The sequence below is a fragment of the Steroidobacter denitrificans genome, from assembly GCF_001579945.1.
Taxonomy (GTDB): Bacteria; Pseudomonadota; Gammaproteobacteria; order Steroidobacterales; family Steroidobacteraceae; genus Steroidobacter; species Steroidobacter denitrificans.
Genome location: NZ_CP011971.1, coordinates 2,914,481 through 2,931,679 on the forward strand (window position 1 = coordinate 2,914,481; position 17,199 = coordinate 2,931,679).

16 protein-coding genes and 1 pseudogene are annotated in these 17,199 nt (G+C 63.9%); 12 read left to right on the forward strand and 5 right to left on the reverse strand.

All coding sequences use genetic code 11. The annotated features are described in order from the left end of the window. Window positions 1-124 precede the first annotated feature (124 nt). The 5 genes and pseudogenes from ACG33_RS13095 to ACG33_RS13110 form a co-directional block, all read right to left on the reverse strand. Window positions 125-1,021 (reverse strand): LysR family transcriptional regulator, encoded by an 897-nt coding sequence (locus ACG33_RS13095; protein WP_013721833.1) that lies wholly within the window; start codon window positions 1,019-1,021, stop codon window positions 125-127. Window positions 1,022-1,028: 7 nt separating this feature from the next. Next, window positions 1,029-1,163 (reverse strand): annotated as a pseudogene (locus tag ACG33_RS17125) (molybdate ABC transporter permease subunit); the annotation flags it as partial. A gap of 122 nt (window positions 1,164-1,285) precedes the next feature. Beyond that, window positions 1,286-2,032: an acetoacetyl-CoA reductase gene (gene phbB, locus ACG33_RS13100; protein ID WP_059401259.1), complete on the reverse strand. Its 747-nt coding sequence runs from the start codon at window positions 2,030-2,032 to the stop codon at window positions 1,286-1,288. Between the two features lie 10 nt (window positions 2,033-2,042). Continuing rightward, window positions 2,043-2,486: a phasin family protein gene (locus tag ACG33_RS13105; RefSeq protein ID WP_066921861.1), complete on the reverse strand. Its 444-nt coding sequence runs from the start codon at window positions 2,484-2,486 to the stop codon at window positions 2,043-2,045. A 108-nt stretch (window positions 2,487-2,594) separates the two neighbouring features. Continuing rightward, window positions 2,595-4,349: a PHA/PHB synthase family protein gene (locus tag ACG33_RS13110; protein ID WP_066921863.1), complete on the reverse strand. Its 1,755-nt coding sequence runs from the start codon at window positions 4,347-4,349 to the stop codon at window positions 2,595-2,597. 335 nt (window positions 4,350-4,684) lie between these two features. Between ACG33_RS13110 and ACG33_RS13115 the strand changes: the two genes are divergently transcribed. The 12 genes from ACG33_RS13115 to ACG33_RS13170 all read left to right on the forward strand — a co-directional run bounded on the left by ACG33_RS13115 (window position 4,685) and on the right by ACG33_RS13170 (window position 16,803). Then, a complete protein-coding gene (locus tag ACG33_RS13115) occupies window positions 4,685-5,293 on the forward strand; it encodes a TetR/AcrR family transcriptional regulator (RefSeq protein ID WP_004255154.1) in 609 nt (202 codons plus the stop codon). A gap of 193 nt (window positions 5,294-5,486) precedes the next feature. Then, on the forward strand, window positions 5,487-5,906 hold the full coding sequence (locus tag ACG33_RS13120) for a hypothetical protein (protein ID WP_010792194.1): 420 nt from the start codon (window positions 5,487-5,489) through the stop codon (window positions 5,904-5,906). A gap of 27 nt (window positions 5,907-5,933) precedes the next feature. Next, complete coding sequence (gene hlyD / locus ACG33_RS13125; RefSeq protein WP_010792193.1) at window positions 5,934-6,974, forward strand: secretion protein HlyD; 1,041 nt, start codon at window positions 5,934-5,936, stop codon at window positions 6,972-6,974. A 1-nt stretch (window position 6,975) separates the two neighbouring features. Next, window positions 6,976-8,748 (forward strand): ATP-binding cassette domain-containing protein, encoded by a 1,773-nt coding sequence (locus ACG33_RS13130; RefSeq protein WP_066921865.1) that lies wholly within the window; start codon window positions 6,976-6,978, stop codon window positions 8,746-8,748. Next, a complete protein-coding gene (locus tag ACG33_RS13135) occupies window positions 8,745-9,914 on the forward strand; it encodes an ABC transporter permease (protein ID WP_066921867.1) in 1,170 nt (389 codons plus the stop codon). Before ACG33_RS13130 ends, ACG33_RS13135 begins: the two co-directional genes overlap by 4 nt. Before the next feature lie 4 nt (window positions 9,915-9,918). Beyond that, a complete protein-coding gene (locus ACG33_RS13140; RefSeq protein WP_066921869.1) occupies window positions 9,919-11,037 on the forward strand; it encodes an ABC transporter permease in 1,119 nt (372 codons plus the stop codon). Next, window positions 11,034-12,572, forward strand: a complete 1,539-nt coding sequence (locus ACG33_RS13145) for an efflux transporter outer membrane subunit (protein ID WP_066921871.1) — start codon at window positions 11,034-11,036, stop codon at window positions 12,570-12,572. The genes ACG33_RS13140 and ACG33_RS13145 overlap by 4 nt, the downstream gene beginning before the upstream one ends. A gap of 20 nt (window positions 12,573-12,592) precedes the next feature. Beyond that, window positions 12,593-12,802: a YgaP family membrane protein gene (locus ACG33_RS13150; RefSeq protein ID WP_066921873.1), complete on the forward strand. Its 210-nt coding sequence runs from the start codon at window positions 12,593-12,595 to the stop codon at window positions 12,800-12,802. A gap of 7 nt (window positions 12,803-12,809) precedes the next feature. Next, on the forward strand, window positions 12,810-14,219 hold the full coding sequence (locus tag ACG33_RS13155; protein ID WP_066921875.1) for an MBL fold metallo-hydrolase RNA specificity domain-containing protein: 1,410 nt from the start codon (window positions 12,810-12,812) through the stop codon (window positions 14,217-14,219). After that, the gene (locus tag ACG33_RS13160; protein ID WP_066921877.1) at window positions 14,219-15,085 is read left to right on the forward strand and encodes an LOG family protein; all 867 of its coding nucleotides are present in this window, start codon (window positions 14,219-14,221) and stop codon (window positions 15,083-15,085) included. Before ACG33_RS13155 ends, ACG33_RS13160 begins: the two co-directional genes overlap by 1 nt. Beyond that, window positions 15,082-16,281 carry a lipid A deacylase LpxR family protein gene (locus ACG33_RS13165; RefSeq protein ID WP_066921880.1) on the forward strand — a complete coding sequence of 400 codons (1,200 nt, stop codon included), beginning with the start codon at window positions 15,082-15,084 and terminating at the stop codon, window positions 16,279-16,281. Before ACG33_RS13160 ends, ACG33_RS13165 begins: the two co-directional genes overlap by 4 nt. A 48-nt stretch (window positions 16,282-16,329) precedes the next feature. Then, complete coding sequence (locus ACG33_RS13170; protein ID WP_066921881.1) at window positions 16,330-16,803, forward strand: cytochrome c; 474 nt, start codon at window positions 16,330-16,332, stop codon at window positions 16,801-16,803. The last annotated feature ends 396 nt before the right edge of the window (window positions 16,804-17,199 follow it).

Sequence of the window (17,199 nt, forward strand, 5' to 3'; positions counted from 1 at the left end):
CGAGCCAAGCACATCCATCAACAGCCAGAGCATCGGATTTCATACCGAAGTCTATCTGTCCACTGGCACATCACGCCACAGGCCGCTACGGACAGGTGAGCTGCGTCCTCAAAGGATTGACTCATCATCGACAGGCGCGGTCCCGCCCGCCTTTCGCCCGCTCGATGAACCGCTTCATGGGCTCCGAGGGTTCGCCCCGGCGGCGCAGCAGGTAGGTAGAGAGCACCGGTGGGCTGCCGGCCAAGGGACGAATGGAGATGTCCGGGCGCTGTAGCGTCTGCACCTGCGAGGCGATGGCGAAGCCGATGCCGTAGCCGGCACCGACCAGGGTCAGCATCACGCCCAGGCTGGTCACTTCATCGACCAGCTTGAGCGGCGTGCCTGCGTCCTGCAGCAGCGCTTGAATCTGATGGCGGCAGCCCGATCCCGATTCGGGATGGCACAGAACCAGCGGGAACTTCAGGGCTTCGGCCAGCGGCACCTGCACGTGTGCCAGCAAGGGGTGGCGTGCGGGCACGATCACCGACAGCGGATCGGTCCACACCGGCTCGGCGACGAGGCCATCATGTACCGCGTTTGACAACGCAAAGCCGATGTCCAGCAGATCGTCGTGCAGCGTCTTGAGCTGCTGCGCGAACGGCAGCTCGAAGACGCGAATCTCCATCTCGGGCTCCTCCTCGCGGCTGCGTGCCAGCAAGGTGGCGATGCGGGGCTGCGCCAGGCCGTCGCAGATCGCGATGCGCAGATGGCCCTGGTAGCCCTGTGCCGCCGCCTTGGCACTCTTGACTGCCTGCTCCACGGTGGCCATCACGCGTCGGCATTCGCCTAGGAACACCTGGCCGGCCCAGGTCAGCCGCGTCAGGCGGGTGCTGCGGTCGAACAACTGCACGCCAAGCTGGCTTTCCAGGTCGCGCATTGCTCGCGATACGGGAGATTGCTCGATCCCGAGACGCTCGGCCGCGCGGGCGAGATGCAGCTCTTCCGCGACTGCAACGAAATAGCGTAGCAATCTAGGCTCCAAGGCAGCCTCCCATCGGCCCTTTCCACCAGGTCTTGGTACGAGCCAGCCACCAAGCGATGGGGATGTCAATCAGGATCAGGGTGACGACGCCTGCTAAACGTGCGGTCAACCGGAGGACTTGCAGATCACTATCCGTCAGCACGCAAACACCCTCGTGTCAATGCGCATGCTTCGTGTCCGAGCACCCGAGTGTGTAAAGGATGCTCTTCGGTGAACTGCCCAAGCGAATGGTCCAGACTTTCATGCCGCAGGCCCCTCGACTACTCAATACATATGCTGGCCGCCGTTCATCGCCACGTTGCTGCCGGTCATAAAGGCGGCGGCTTCGCTGGCGATGAAGGCGACAAGTGCCGCAATCTCGTCCGGCTGGCCCAGACGGCCAACCGGAATCGCATCGATGATCTTCTGGCGCATGTCCTCCCGCACCGCCATCACCATCTCGGTGGCCAGATAACCCGGCGACACGGTGTTGACCGTCACACCCTTGCGCGCGACCTCCTGCGCCAGCGCCTTCGTGAACCCGTGCACGCCGGCTTTGGCCGCCGAATAATTGGTCTGCCCGAACTGGCCCTTGCTGCCGTTGATCGACGAGATGTTGACGATGCGACCCCAGCCGCGCTCGACCATCGGATCAATGAACGGCTTGGTGACGTTGAACATGGAGTCCAGGTTGGTGTGCAGTACGGCATCCCAACCGGCCTTGTCGAGCTTGCGCAGCGTTGCATCGCGGGTGATGCCGGCGTTGTTCACCAGGATGTCGATCCGATGACCGTCGGCGTGGATGCGCCGCGCCAGTTCCTGCGTTGATTCGTAGTCGGATACATCCACCCAGTAGGCAGCAAATGTGTAGCCCTGTGTCGCTTGCGCTTGCTGCCACTGGCCAATCGTGGTGTTGCCGGGGGTATGCGTGACGATCACGCGGTGGCCGGCATCGTGCAGGGCACGGGCGATCGCAGCGCCCAACCCCCGGTTGCCTCCCGTCACCAGCGCCGTCCGTTGCGTCGTATTCATTGCCGTCCCCTCATTTCTTGGTCTTGCCCTGGGGTACGGCGCTTGGGGCGGTCCAGGGCTGCGTCCAGCGCTGGCAAAGCTGCGTGAAAGAGGCTGCGTCGCCACTCGCGCCGAATGCCTCGGAGACAGACTCCTGCCAAGTCGTGAGCGCCTGGCGCAGTCCATTGGCAAAGGCCGTCTGGCTCTTGGCTGCTACTTGCCCGACCGCTTGGGCATCGCCCATGCGGCCTTGGCACAGACGCCAGAACACCTCGGACGGCAGGGTCGCGAGCGCTTGCCAGTCGGCCGCCTGTTGGAGGCCCTGGATGCGCGAGGTGGTCTCCAGCACGCCGCCAGCGCTGAGCTGTTGCATGACTTCGAGCCAGTGATGGCTGCTCTCCTGCAGCAAGCGCGTGATCTGCAGTTGCAGCTCGGCATTGGCTTTGTAGAGATGGATTGGCAGTTCGTTGCTCATTGCAGTGCCCTTCGGTCATGGTGGGCCCCCTTCGGGGCGGGTGTAGGCCATCCCTAGCGATGTCCCTGTTGAAATAGTCTTGTCTTGTCTCGGCTTCGGCGCGTCGTATCAGCGCATTGCCACATAGGTTCCCGGTGCATCACCAAGCGGGACCTGCGTGCCGCCCATGGCGGGCGGCGATACCCGCTCGGTCGAATGTCGTGCCAGCCACTGCTGCCAGGCTGGCCACCAGGAGCCCTCATTCAGAGGGGTTTCGGTACGCCACGTTTGCGGATCGACGTAGCGAGCGCCGACGCTGCGGGTCGCAATCTGGTAGCTGCGCCGGGGGTGCCCCGGCTCGCTGACCACGCCGGCGTTGTGCCCGCCGCTGGTCAGTACGAAGGTCAGCTCCGCATCACTGAGCAGATGCATCTTGTACACGGATGGCCAGGGGGCAACGTGGTCGCGCACCGTGCCGACGATGAGCATCGGCACTTCGATGTCGGCGATCGCCACCGGCCGTCCGCCGACCCGGTAGCGTCCCTCGGCCAGATCGTTGTTCAGATACAAACGCCGCAGGTACTCGCTGTGCATGCGATACGGCATGCGCGTCACGTCGGCATTCCATGCCATCAGGTCATTGAACTCCTGCCGTTCGCCCAGCAGGTACTCGCGCACGCGGCGCGACCAGATCAGGTCGCGCGAGTTGAGCATCTGGAAAGAGGCGGCCATCTGCTTGCCGTCGAGATAGCCCTTGTCCCACATCCCGGCTTCCAGCCAGGCGAGTTGACTGTCGTCGATGAAAAGCGCGATTTCGCCCGACTCGCGGAAGTCGGTCTCCGACGCCAGCAGCGTCAAACTGCGCAGCCGTTCGTCGCCATCGCGCGCCATCGCGGCTGCGGCGATCGTCAGCAAGGTGCCGCCCAGGCAATAGCCAACCGCCTGCACCTTGCGCTCGGGCACGATGGCCGTGACCGCGTCCAGTGCATCCATGACCCCCAGCCACCGGTAATCCTCGAGGCCGAGGTCGCGATCGGCCGCGGTCGGGTTCTTCCAGGAAAGGATGAACACCGTATGCCCCTGGTCGACCAGGTACTTCACCATCGAGTTGTGCGGTGACAGGTCGAGGATGTAGTACTTCATGATCCAGGAAGGCACGATCAACACCGGCTCGGCATACACATCGGGCGTCGTCGGCGTGTACTGGATCAGTTCGATGAGGTGGTTTCGGAACACCACCTTTCCTGGCGTGACCGCCACGTCCTGGCCGACCTTGAAGCCTTCGACCCCGGCCGGTTCATCGTCAAGCGCAAGACGCTGTGCATCGTCGAGGAAGTTCATCGCGCCGCGCCACAGGTTGACGCCGCCGCTGGTTTTGATGGCTTCCAGCACTTCCGGGTTGGTCCAGACGAAATTCGATGGCGACCACATGTCCAACCACTGCCGCCCGGCGAAAGTGACCATGTTCTCGTGATGGCGCGACACGCCGCGCACGCCGGTCGTGGCGTTGTGCCACCACTGCTGCTGCAGCAAGAAGCCCTGGTGGATCACGTTGAACGGCCATTGCTGCCAGGCCGGCGCCTCGAAGCGCCGATCCTGTTCCAACGGCTCAATGCACGTGGGGCAGCCGTGGGCACTTGCAGCGTGCGCGACGTAACGCGCCAAGCGTCGCTGCTTGTGCAACCCCTTGTCGATCAGGCTGCGCTGCTTGCCCGGTGAAAGGCTCAGGTGCAGCGCCCAGTCGTACCAAGCCAGCAAACCCGCCGCCGGCGACAACCCGCCAGTGCCGCGTGCCCGGCACGCGTTCGCAAGCGTATCCAGGACATCGGGGTGACAGACGGACGGTGCCGGCGCGGGCTTGTCAGGTATGGCAAGGGTGTTCATCTCTGATCTTCCGATGTTGTAAGTAACTTATTACTATCCTAATGCCTAAGGGAAAAGATGCAAAGCCTTGAAGAACGCCCGGGGGATTTCCGCCTTCGCTCGAACGAAATCGCTTCTCTTGCTCTGACTGAGGTGGCCGACTTGCCGACCGATTACTCATGATCCGCCTGAGGGGCGTGTTCGCTTCCTGGGTCTCGTCAGCTCACTTGGCCACGATCCATGGATGGGGCAGGAACCATCCTTTCCCGTGCGATGAACCGTATTCCCGATCTTGCGACGCGGATGTTTTGCATGTTAGGATAGTAATAGGTCACTTACTTTATGGAGTCTGATCGGTGAGCGAACGTCCTCAACATCTGTCCGCTGAAGAGCGGCGTGCTGCCACAGTGCAAGCGGTGGTGGACTTGGCCGCGGAGCAAAACCCGGCCGAAATCACGACCACGGCCATCGCCGATCGAATGGGTTTGACGCAGGGCGCGCTGTTTCGCCACTTCCCCACCAAGGACGCGATCCTGGAGGCAACGATGACCTGGGTCGGTGAGCGTCTACTGGTGCGCGTGGACAAGGCGGCCGAGGGCGCCGCGTCTCCTGCCGCAGCACTCGAAGCCATGTTCATGACGCACATCGACTTCGTGGCCAAGCATCCCGGCGTGCCGCGCATGCTGTTCGGAGAACTGCAACGCTCTGGCGAGACGCTCGCCAAGCGGATGGTGCAGACCTTGCTCCGTCAATACGAACAGCGCCTGCGCCGCCTGATGGAGGCAGGCAAGGCGCAAGGCGACCTGGATGCGGATCTGGACGTGGATGCCGCCGCCGTGTTGTTCATCGGCACGATCCAGGGACTGGTCATGCAGTCGCTGTTGGCCGGCAAGGTCAGTCGCATTCGTCGCGACGCGCCAGCCGTGTTTGCCATCTATCTCCGTGGCATCACGCACACCCGATGAAACGCCTTCCATCCTGCCGCCACGCAGTTCCTCGGTCAGCCGAGAGGCACACCACGGTCATGCGATCGCGTTGCGCCTCCAGCGCAAATCCGCGTCATTCAACACTCAGCCCGACCGCCCGGCGGAATGCACACGCACGCCGCGACGACGACGAAGGCCTGGGAGTTTCCCCGATCAAGTAAAGGCCATGAAGATGACCACTCATCCACAACGCAGCATCTGGCACTGGCTGATCTCCCTGCTTGCGATCGGCTTCGGTCTGCTCACTCTTCGGGAGGGCGGCGCCGTTCTGTTTGTCGACGGCGCGGCGCGCCAAGCCGCCGGCCACTATGTGCCCTTCGTGCTCTGGTTCAATTTTCTGGCTGGGTTCGCCTACATCGTCGCCGGCGTCGGCTTGTGGATGCGCCGGCGCTGGGCCGCGTGGTTAGCGATTGTCATCACGGTGGCGACCGCACTCGTGTTCCTCGCTTTCGGAGTGCATGTGGCTCTGGGTGGCGCCTGGGAGCGACGCACGGTGGTCGCCATGACGCTGCGCACGTTGGTGTGGGCTGGCATAGCGGCCATCGCCTGGCGCCGGTCAGCGGCGAATGCGCCGGTCGCACGCGAGCACTGAGCACCTTTATCCAGCGGAAACCCATCGATGAAAACTCCAAACCTCCTCTTCAAGAAAACCCGTTGGGTCGTGATCGCCGTCGTCGTGCTCGCTCTTGGCGGCGCACTGGCGTTCTGGTTGTCGCGCGACCATGGACAACAAGATGCATTGCGCCTCTACGGCAACGTCGACATCCGCGAGGTGCAACTGGCCTTCCGTCAGCCCGGGCGCGTGATGCAAATGGCTTTCGATGAGGGCGATGCCGTCAGCGCGGGCGCGCGCCTGGCGGCGCTTGACGCGCAACCCTATCGGGAAGCACTTGCGGCAGCACAGGCCCAGGTGCAGGTGGCGCAGGCGGAACTGGCCAAGCTGCGCCGCGGTCTGCGACCGCAGGAAATCACCCAGGCGCGCGAAGCCCTCAGGCAGGCCCAGGCGCTCGCCACCGAGACCGAGCGCAATTTCCAGCGCCAGAGTGGCCTGCTGGCATCGGGCGCCAGCAGCCAGCGCACGGTCGATGCAGCCCGCACGGCGCGCGACCAGGCAGCCGCTGGCGTCGAAGCGGCCAAGGCGGCCCTGTCGCAAGCATCCGAAGGTTTTCGCAAGGAAGACATCGCCGCGGCAGAAGCTCGCCTTGCGGCCGCACAGGCTGCCGCAGCGCAAGCCACGACAGCCTTGGCGGACACCGAGTTGATGGCGCCCAGTAGCGGCACCGTCATCGCACGAGTGCGGGAGCCCGGCAGCATGGTCGCAAGCCAGAGCGCGGTCTACAGCCTGAGCCTGGACAAGCCGGTTTACGTGCGCGCCTACGTGGGCGAGTCGGACTTGGGGCGCATCGCGCCCGGTACTGTGGTGCGCGTCAAAAGCGATTCATCAGAGAAGGTCTATCGCGGCCAGATCGGCTTCATCTCGCCGCGCGCCGAGTTCACCCCCAAGACGGTGGAGACGACGGATTTGCGCACGGATCTGGTCTACCGCCTGCGCATCGTCATCGACGAAGCCGACAGCGACAGTGCCTTGCGCCAGGGCATGCCGGTGACGATCGAGGTCGATGCGAAAGCCGGCACCCGTATCCCGGCGGGGGAGCGTTGAAATGCAGGCAAGCCCTGCTATCGCCGCCGTGCCTGCGGGTGCGGGCGAAGACGCTGCCATCGTCATCGAAGACGTGGACAAGCATTTCGGCGACGTAAAGGCGCTGCGGGGTTTGAGCGCGCGCATCCACTATGGACGGCTGACGGGTCTGGTCGGCCCCGACGGCGCCGGCAAGACGACGCTGATGCGGATTCTGACCGGCCTCCTGGTGCCGAACGCCGGCCACGTCACCTTGGCAGGCTATGACGTGGTCAAGGACAACGACGCCATTCATGTCGCCAGTGGCTACATGCCGCAACGCTTTGGCCTGTACGAAGACCTGTCGGTGATGGAGAACATGCGCCTGTATGCGCAGTTGCGCGGCATGGATGCGGACCGCAACGCCGATCTGTTTGCCGAGCTGCTGGACTTCACGCGGCTCGGACCCTTCACCAAACGCCTGGCCGGCAAGCTCTCCGGCGGCATGAAGCAGAAGCTGGGCCTTGCCTGTGCGCTCATGGCGCGGCCGAAGGTGCTGCTGCTGGACGAGCCGGGCGTGGGTGTCGACCCGGTCAGCCGCCAGGACTTGTGGCGCATGGTGCAGGCGCTGACCGATGAAGGCATGGCCGTGGTCTGGTCCACCGCCTATCTCGACGAAGCCGAGCGCTGCGAGAGCGTGCTGCTGCTGAACCAAGGGCAGCTCCTGTTCGATGGCCCGCCGCAGGAGCTGACCGCGCAGCTCGAAGGCCGCAGTTTCCGTCTGGAAGACGTCGGTGCCGAGCGCCGAGCGGTCCTGACCCAGGCACTCGACCTGCCCAGCGTGAGCGATGGCGTGATCCAGGGCGCCGGCGTGCGCGTGGTGTTGCGCGAGGGCGCTCAAGCGGAGCAGCTCCAGGCCCTGTCCGATCAGGCGCGAGTGGAGCTGGCGCAGGTGCCCGCGCGCTTCGAAGACGCCTTCATCGATCTGCTCGGTGGCGGCCCCGGCGGCACGTCGACGCTGGCCGAGCGTCTGCCACCGGTTGAGCTGGGTTCCGACATTGCCGTGTCGTGTCGAAACATCACCAAGCGCTTCGGCGAGTTCACTGCCACCGACAACGTCAGCTTCGAGGTGCAAAAGGGCGAAATCTTCGGCCTGCTCGGCCCCAACGGCGCCGGCAAGTCCACCACCTTCAAGATGTTGTGCGGCCTGTTGAAACCCACGGCTGGCGAAGCGCATGTGGTGGGCCATGATCTGCGCCGCGCCACCGGCGCAGCCAAGAGCCGGCTCGGCTACATGGCGCAGAAGTTTTCGCTCTACGGCCTGCTCTCGGTGCAGCAGAACCTGGAATTCTCGGCCGGCGTCTACGGACTGGAAGGCAACACCCGGCGCGAGCGCATTGCCGAGATGATCGAAACCTTCGATCTGGGCGACTGGCTGTCTGCCACGCCCGATTCCCTGCCGCTGGGCCACAAGCAGCGCCTGGCATTGGCTTGTTCACTGATGCACCGGCCGCCTGTGCTGTTCCTGGATGAACCCACTTCGGGTGTGGACCCGATCACCCGGCGCGAATTCTGGACCCACATCAACGGACTGGCCCGCAAGGGCGTGACCATCATGGTCACCACCCACTTCATGGACGAGGCCGAATACTGCGACCGTGTGGCCATGCTCTCGCGTGCGCAACTGATCGCGCTGGATACGCCCGACGCGCTCAAACGTTCCGCGGTCAGCCCCGAACGACCCGACCCGACGATGGAGGACGCCTTCATTCATCTGGTGGAGTCGTCAGACCGCGAACTGGAGAGCGCCACATGAAGGGCGCCACAATGCAAAAAGACGGGAGTGGCCCCCTGCAGACCGACTTGCGCCGTTTTGATCTGCGGCGCTTGATCGCCCTGGTGACCAAGGAAAGCTACCAGGCGCTGCGCGACCCCTCAACGCTGCTGATCGCGTTCGTGCTGCCGGTGGTGTTGCTGCTGCTGTTCGCCTATGCGGTGTCGCTGGATGCGAAGGATGTCCGTGTCGGCGTGGTCCTGGAGTCACCCGGCGCATCGGCACAGTCGCTGGCCGCAGCGTTTTCGGGCACCCGCTTCCTGGATACGCACTTCGCTCATGACCGACGCGAAGTGGCCAACCAACTGGTCTCAGGCGACCTGCGCGGCTACGTGGTGATCCCGCAGGATTTCGAGCAACGTCTGGCCCTCCGTGGCAGCGAGCCGCTGGTGCAGATCGTCACCGATGGCTCCTACCCCAATACCGCCAACTACGTCGAGAACTACGCCCGTGGCGTGGTCCAGTCCTGGCGTGCCGGACTGGACGTCGGAGTGCCAGCGCAGTCCATCATGCTGGAGCCGCGCTACTGGTTCAACCCCGAGCTGGAAAGCCGACGCGCACTGATTCCCGGCGCCATCGCCATCGTCATGACCATCATCGGCACCATGCTGACTGCACTGGTGGTGGCGCGTGAATGGGAGCGCGGCACCATGGAGGCAGTGCTGTCCACGCCGGCCTCGGTGGCCGAAATCCTGATCGGCAAGCTGCTGCCGTACTTCGCGCTCGGCATGCTGTCCACGCTGGGCGCAGCGGCGCTGGCGGTGTTCGTGTTCGGCGTCCCGATGCGCGGCTCCTTGCTATCCTTGTTGCTCTTGTCGACGGTATTCATGGTGCCGGCGCTGGGTCAGGGTCTGCTGATCTCGTCGCTGGCACGCAACCAGTTCCTAGCCGCGCAGATCGCGCTGTTCACGGGCTTCCTGCCGGCCTTCATGTTGTCGGGCTTTCTGTACGAGATCGACGCCATGCCGGCACCGATCCGCGCCATCACCTTGGTGGTTCCGGCGCGCTACTTCGTCGATTCGCTGAAGACGGTGTTCCTGGCCGGCGACATCTGGGCCGTGTTCCTGCCCAACCTGGCGGCCATGGCGGCCATCGGGGTGCTGTTCTTCGTGATCGCCAAGCGCGCCACGCGCAAGAACCTGGAGTGACGCGATGTTGACTTCCACATTCTCGTTCACCCGCCTGCGCGCCCAGTTCATCAAGGAAGTGCTCAGCGTCCTGCGCGACCCGCGCAGCCGCATGGTGGTGTTCGTGCCGCCGATCCTGCAGTTGCTGGTGTTCGCCTTTGCCGCGACGCTGGAAGTGCGCAACGTCGATATCGCCGTCTACGATCAGGATGCGGGGCGGTGGTCGCACGAGTTGGTACAGCGCCTGGACAGCGCCCGCTTCATCACCCACGTCCGGCATGTCGACAGCCAGCAGCAGCTCCACGAGCTGATCGACCGTGGCGAGGTGATCGCCGCGCTCGCCATCCCGGTGGATTTCTCGCGCTCCATCGCCGCCGGCGAAAGTGGCCGCGCGCAAGTACTGGTCGATGGCCGGCGCAGCAACTCCGGGCAGATCACCGTGGCCTATCTGTCCACCATCGCCGCCGATGTCGGCGCCGAGGTCGTGCCCGACGCCCAGGCACCAACGCCCGTGGTCGTGCGCCACTGGTTCAACCCGAATCTGGTCTACCGCTGGTTCATCGTGCCCGGCCTGACGGGCATCCTGGCGCTGTTCAGCGCGCTGCTCATCACCTCGCTGTCGATCGCGCGCGAACGTGAACTCGGGACCTTCGACCAGTTGCTGGTGTCGCCCACCTCGACGCCAGAGATCATCATTTCCAAATCACTGCCGGCGCTGGCGATCGGCACGCTGCTGGGTTTGTTCATGATCAGCGCAGGCGTGTTCCTGTTCGGCATTCCATTTACCGGCTCGTTCGCACTTCTGCTCGCCAGCCTGGTGCTGTTCATCGCCTCGGTGGTCGGCATCGGCCTGATGATTTCCGCCGTCAGCATGACGCAGCAGCAGGCCATCCTGGGTGCGTTCGCCATTGGCGTGCCGGCGGTGCTGATGTCCGGCTTTGCGACGCCTGTGGAAAACATGCCTGTCGTCCTGCAATGGCTGGCTCAGGCCATCCCACTGACCCATTTCCTCATCATCGTCGAAGGCAGCTTTCTCAAGGCCATGCCGCCCGGTGACATTCTCGCCAGCTTGTGGCCACTGGCGGTCATCGCCCTAGCCACGCTGACGATGGCCACCGTATTCGTCCGAGGACGCCTGCAATGAAATCCAAGCCTCGCACTCCCTTTCTTCGCGCAACCGTCACTGGCCTGACCCCTGGGCGCGCGCGTCCGCTCGCGCTGGCCCTGTCCTGCGTGCTGCTGACTGCCTGCGCAAGCGTGGGCCCCGACTACCGCGAGCCGCCGCCGGTCAACGTCGGCAGCGGCTGGAGCTTGCCGTTGGCAAACGAATCCCAGTCCGCGGACTTGAGCCAATGGTGGTCTGCACTAGACGATCCCATCCTCGATCGCCTGATGGCCACGGCGCTGGCACAGAACCTGGATCTGCGCCAGGCTGCGGCACGCATCGATGAGGCACGCGCCCTGCGCGATCGTGTGGCCGGCGAGGCATTGCCCACCGCCGCCGCTGGCGCGAGCGTCAACCGGCGCCGTCAAAGCGAGAACGGACCCCTGCCCGTAGGCTCCATCCCCGGTCTTGACGCCACGCAGACCATCTACGACGCGGGCTTCGACGCGGCCTGGGAGGTCGACTTGTTCGGGGCCAAGCGGCGCGCGCTGGAAGGCGCCAGTGCCCGCCTGCAGGCGACTGAAGCCGAGGCACAGGGCGTACGCATGCGCATCGTGGCCGAGGTCGCGCGCACCTGGTTCACCGCCGTCGGCGCCCGCTATGAGTTGCACGCACAACAGGCCACGCTGGATACGCTGCAGCAGACCTTGGAATTGGTGCGCCTGCGGCATGCGCTGGGCGATGCGTCGGCCGCCGGCGTGGAGGCGGCGTACGCTCAATGGACAGCAGTCAACGCGCTCATCCCGGATATCCAGGCGCGTCAGCGCGCCGCAGTGCTTAGCCTGGGCGTGCTGCTGGGCGCACCGCCGGAGAGGGAACTGGCACTGCTTGACGGCCCTTTGACTCCGAGCACGCTGCGGGCGCTGCCGGTGGGCGAGCGCGCCGACATGCTCCGCCGACGCCCGGACGTGCTGGCTGCGGAACGTCGCCTGGCAGCGAGTTCTGCCGACATCGGCGTGGCCACGGCCGAGTTGTTCCCGAAGCTCTCCATCGGTGTTGGCGGCGGGTTCCAAGCGCTCAGCACGGGCGATTGGTTCGATGCCTCCAGCTCGCGTTTCTCCATCCTGCCGCTGATTTCCTGGCGCCTGTTCGACGGTGGCCGTGTGCGCGCCGAAATTCGGGCGCGCGAGGCCGCCGAGCGGCAGGCCGCGCTGGCCTATGAGCAGGCCGTGCTGACGGCGCTGGGCGACGCCGAGCGCGCCCTGGGCGACTACCACGGCGGGCTAGACACGCTTGAGCGCCGTGGCATGTCACTGGATGCCGCACGCACCAGCTACGGCCACGCCAAGGCTCGCTACGCCGCGGGCGACATCGCCCTGGTCGAGCTGCTGGCCGCCCAGCGCAGCCTGCACGAGGCCGAAACCGCAGCCGCGCGGGCCCATACCAACGCGGCCGTGCAATTGGTGGCGCTATACAAGGCTCTTGGTGGTGGCTGGGACGCATCCACAGCGGCATCGACCGCAACCCATCCGCTTCGGGGCGCTAACGCCCCCGTCGCGTTTTCAAGCCGCTGACGAAACACAAGGAGACCATTATGCAAATCAACGTTGGAAGTGTCGACCGCATTGTCCGCATCGTCCTCGGGCTGATTCTGCTCAGCCTGCCGTTGTGGCTGGACTCGCCCTGGCGCTGGCTGGGGCTCATCGGAATCATGCCCCTCATCACCGGCCTGGCTGGTCGCTGTCCGGGCTACCGTCTGCTTGGCCTGAGCACTTGCCCGATACAAAAGAAAAATCCGGAGTGAACGTCCCATGAAACTGCATTTTCTGGGCGCTGCGCGCGAAGTTACCGGGTCGTGTTTCCTGGTGGAAGCGCTCAACGTACGCTTCCTGGTGGATTGCGGCATGGTTCAGGGCGGAAGCACGGCGGCAGCACGTAACCATGAGCCATTCCCGTTCGACCCGGCGTCGATTGATTTTGTGCTCCTGACCCATGCCCACATCGACCACAGCGGGCTATTGCCCAAACTCACGCGCGCAGGATTCAAGGGGTCTATCTACGCCACGCCAGCCACGGTTGATCTGCTCGGGGTGATGCTGCCCGATAGCGCTCACATCCAGGAAAGCGACGCGAAGCGGGATGCCAAGCGATTCAAAGAGAAGACCGTGCTGCCACCCCTGTATACCCTGCAGGATGCACACGAATGCCTGCAGCAGGTACGAGGCATCGAATACGACCGGGAGTTCGCTCCCCGCGTCGGGGTGCGCGCTCGCTTTCGTGATGCCGGACACATCCTCGGGTCGGCCATCATTGAAGTCTGGGTTACCGAATATGGCTACCCGACAAAACTCGTATTCAGCGGAGACCTTGGGCAACCGGGACGGCCGATCCTGCGCGACCCGACACCCATCGAGGACGCCGACATCCTCGTCATCGAGTCCACCTACGGCGACCGCCGGCACAAGGATTTTTCGGTGACCGAAGCGGACATGATCGGCATCATCGAGAAAACCCTGTTCGAGCGCGGCGGCAACGTCATCGTGCCGGCCTTCGCGGTTGGCCGAACCCAGGAAGTCCTTTATCACCTGCATCGACTCACCTGCGAGGGGTGGTTGCGACAACCGATGGTATTCGTCGATTCGCCGATGGCCACCGAGGCCACACGCATCACGCGTGAACATCTCGAATTGTTCGACGAACAGGCGAAGCGGTTGGCAGGATGGCACGCGCGCGGCCAGAACCTCCCATACCTGAGTTTCACAGCGAGCGCTGAGGAGTCGATGGCGCTGAACCGGATCCGCTCCGGGGCCATCATCATCTCTGCCAGCGGCATGTGCGATGCGGGACGTATCCGGCACCACCTGCGCCACAACTTGCCACGCCGGGAGTGCAGCATCTTGTTTCCCGGCTTCCAGGCGCAGGGGACGCTTGGCCGGCGCCTGATCGAGGGGGCCGAACGTGTACGCATCTTCGGTGAGGACATCCCGGTACGTGCGGCGATCCACAGCGTGGACGGCCTCTCGGCGCATGCCGACCAGAAGGCGTTGCTGGATTGGGCTCGGGGTTTTGTTCACCCACCGGCGCAAACCTTCGTGGTGCATGGGGAACTGTCCGCCGCGCAGGCCTTCGCCGAACTCCTGCAACAGCAACTCGGCTGGCAGGTCACGGTGCCCGAGCATGGTCATGCACTGCGCTGGCCGGACTTTCTGGCGCACGAGTGATGAAGCCCGCCGAAGATCTCGCTGAACGCCTGCGCGCCATCCGCGAGTCGCCAACGTACCGTCTTGCGTACGAAGACATCGAGCTGCTTGGCCAGGACGAACTGCGGCCGCTGCGACTACAACTCGAACTGCTCAAACCTGAGCGCATCCTGCACGAGCAAGGCATCCGCTCGACGGTAGTGGTCTTCGGCAGCGCACGCGTGAGCGATACCGAGACGGCAGAGACCCGCCTTGGCGCGCTGGAGCGTCAGGCGCTCGTCACTGCGGAGAATGCCGGGCTGAGGCAAGAGCTTGCGCGAGCCCACCGCCGGGTCGAACAGGCACGTCATTACGAGCAAGCGAGGCGTTTCTCGGGTCTGATTTCGGCGCGTTTTCAGCAGCAGAACCGCCGTGATTTCATCGTCGTCACCGGGGGTGGGCCAGGCATCATGGAGGCCGCCAACCGCGGTGCTTTCGAGGTTGGCGCACGCTCGATTGGCCTCAACATCACGCTGCCGCACGAACAGGCACCCAACCCCTACATGTGCCCGGACCTGGCGTTCAGGTTCCACTATTTCGCGCTGCGCAAGATGCATTTCTTGTTGCACGCCAAGGGCTTGGTGGCATTCCCCGGTGGCTATGGAACGCTTGATGAGCTGTTCGAGGTGCTCACCCTGATCCAGACCGGAAAGATGCAGCGGATTCCGGTGGTACTAGTCGGTCGTGCATTCTGGCGTCGCGTAGTTGATTTCGATCTTCTGCTCGACGAAGGCTATGTCTCTCCATCCGATCTCGACTTGTTCACTTGCGTCGACGAAGCCGAGGAAATCGTCAGTGCCCTCGAACGCTTCTACGTCAACAGGGTGGCAGGCGATGGGGCAACATGATTGGCATCGACGGGTATCTCTGGAGCCTGCGCGGCACCAAGGTGCAGCAGCCGATGCAGTGCGCCGCCTTGTTGATTGCGGGTGCATTGTTCAGCCCGATTGATGCTTTCGGTTCCGAAGTCTCGCTCTCTGCAAATCCTCCCTCCTGCTCGCCAGAGCAATCCCTGCGCTGGCGGGGCGGCACCCTGCGTCTGGAGAACGATTTGTTCACCGGCTCCGATCGCAACTATACCAACGGTGTCGCGCTAACAGCAGTCTCACGCGATCTGCAAGGCGGGCTCCGTCCGGAGTGCCTGCCCCAGCCGATTGGTTTGTACGCCCGCTTCATCGGCTGGGCTGATCCCGGGTTCTGGCGCGATTCCGGCGCCCAGACATCGTCGCAAAACCTCGTCGTGCGCTTTGGCCAGTCCATGTACACGCCCGAGAACAAGACACGCACCGATGTGATTCCAGATGACCGACCGTACGCTGGTTTGCTCTACCTGGGTTTGGCGTGGAATCGCCGCATCCACCCACAAGCCGCCAGCTACGAAATGCTTGACGTGCGTGAGTTGACCCTGGGCGTGATCGGCCCCTGGTCGCTGGCCGAGCAATCTCAGGATCTGGTGCATCGGGCACGCGGCATTGAGCGCTTTCGCGGCTGGGACAACCAGTTGCGCAACGAGCCGGCGTTTCAGATGGCCATGGAGCGCAAGTTCAAGGCGTACACGGAGGGTGCTGTCCGTCCTGGATGGGGCAGCGACGTGATCGGCGGCTATGCATTGCGGGTTGGAAACATCGAAACCGCCGCCAGTACCGGCGTGGAGTTTCGCGCGGGCTGGAACATACCGAACGACTTCGGCAGCTATCCGATCCGCCCTGGCGCAGAAAACCGCCCGCCCTCTGGTGTTGCCGATCTGCGCACGACAACGCCGCAATCGGTCCTGGCGCCCAAACCTGGGGCACATGTCTTCCTGAACCTGGAGGGTAAAGCCGTCGCCTGGGACTTCTCACTCGACGGAAACATGTTCCGGCATAGCCATCATGTCAGCCGGTGGCCTTGGGTCGCGCAAGCAGCTCTCGGCATCAGTAGCCAATGGATCGTTGCTGGACGTGGCGTACGGCTCGCCGTGATGCGCGTTTGGAGAACCCGCGAGTTCGACCAGCAGGCGGGCCATCACGCATTCGGATCGATCGCGCTGAGTCTGGAATTTTGAAGACACCTGCAACCATTCGTTAGACCCAAAGCATTCGTCACAACATCAATGGAGAAATTCGTGAGCCAGCCCTTGAAACCCAGATCGTTCTTCATCGTCTCGCTGTCCGTGCTCTTGGCAACCTTCGCCACGGCACTCGGTGCGCAGTCCGTAGAGGCGGCAAAGCCAATGGCGCTTCGTACCATAATGGAAAGGCTTGGTCGCGACATGCAAGCCGTCACGGGCGCGATCTCCAAAGAAGACTGGCCACTGGTCGCCGAGCTAGCACCACGAATCGCCAAGCATGCCGAGCCGCCCATGTCGGAAAAGATGCGCATCCTTGCCTGGCTTGGAGCAGACGCTGGAAAGTTTCGGGGTCTTGATGGACAGGTGCATGACGCCGCGACCGCCATGGGCGAGGCCGCGAAGCGGGGTGACGGCCAAGCAGTCATCGCGACTTTCTCCAAGATCCAGCAAAGCTGCCTAGCCTGCCACCAGAGTTACCGTCGCTCGTTCGTGGAAAAGTTCTATGGAAGCCGCTAGTGGGTCAGTATCACACCGGCGCTGACAAGTATTACTCTGGCGCTAACAGCTAGCAAAGGATGACTGAAGAAATCAAGTTCTGCCCCACGGTTGATGATCAGTTGATCGCCGATTCCGTTGGCGCGCTGGTCTGGTGATCCAAGTCAGTGCTCCGCTTCGTGCGCAGCCGATAGCTGTCGCCACCGGGCGGTTGCCGGTCACCGGCATCGAGCCCCACTCGTAGCGGCGGCTCACGATCTCGAAGAACAGTGCGAATGTCCTGCTAAGTGGCGGCTTCACCGTCGAGAACCGGCGGTGCTTCGACTCCGGTGAACGCTCGAAGGCCCGCTTCCTGCGCTTGCACAGGCACCTGTGCCCGCAGGGCCCGGCCGCGGCCGCAAGGCGCTTGTTGCGCGC

Coding starts and splice junctions, on each gene's coding strand:
- phbB (WP_059401259.1), bottom strand. CDS start 2,032: ATGAATACGACGCAACGGACGGCGCTGGTGACGGGAGGCAACCGGGGG.
- ACG33_RS13105 (WP_066921861.1), bottom strand. CDS start 2,486: ATGAGCAACGAACTGCCAATCCATCTCTACAAAGCCAATGCCGAGCTG.
- ACG33_RS13110 (WP_066921863.1), bottom strand. CDS start 4,349: ATGAACACCCTTGCCATACCTGACAAGCCCGCGCCGGCACCGTCCGTC.
- ACG33_RS13120 (WP_010792194.1), top strand. CDS start 5,487: ATGACCACTCATCCACAACGCAGCATCTGGCACTGGCTGATCTCCCTG.
- hlyD (WP_010792193.1), top strand. CDS start 5,934: ATGAAAACTCCAAACCTCCTCTTCAAGAAAACCCGTTGGGTCGTGATC.
- ACG33_RS13130 (WP_066921865.1), top strand. CDS start 6,976: ATGCAGGCAAGCCCTGCTATCGCCGCCGTGCCTGCGGGTGCGGGCGAA.
- ACG33_RS13135 (WP_066921867.1), top strand. CDS start 8,745: ATGAAGGGCGCCACAATGCAAAAAGACGGGAGTGGCCCCCTGCAGACC.
- ACG33_RS13140 (WP_066921869.1), top strand. CDS start 9,919: ATGTTGACTTCCACATTCTCGTTCACCCGCCTGCGCGCCCAGTTCATC.
- ACG33_RS13145 (WP_066921871.1), top strand. CDS start 11,034: ATGAAATCCAAGCCTCGCACTCCCTTTCTTCGCGCAACCGTCACTGGC.
- ACG33_RS13150 (WP_066921873.1), top strand. CDS start 12,593: ATGCAAATCAACGTTGGAAGTGTCGACCGCATTGTCCGCATCGTCCTC.
- ACG33_RS13155 (WP_066921875.1), top strand. CDS start 12,810: ATGAAACTGCATTTTCTGGGCGCTGCGCGCGAAGTTACCGGGTCGTGT.
- ACG33_RS13160 (WP_066921877.1), top strand. CDS start 14,219: ATGAAGCCCGCCGAAGATCTCGCTGAACGCCTGCGCGCCATCCGCGAG.
- ACG33_RS13165 (WP_066921880.1), top strand. CDS start 15,082: ATGATTGGCATCGACGGGTATCTCTGGAGCCTGCGCGGCACCAAGGTG.
- ACG33_RS13170 (WP_066921881.1), top strand. CDS start 16,330: ATGGAGAAATTCGTGAGCCAGCCCTTGAAACCCAGATCGTTCTTCATC.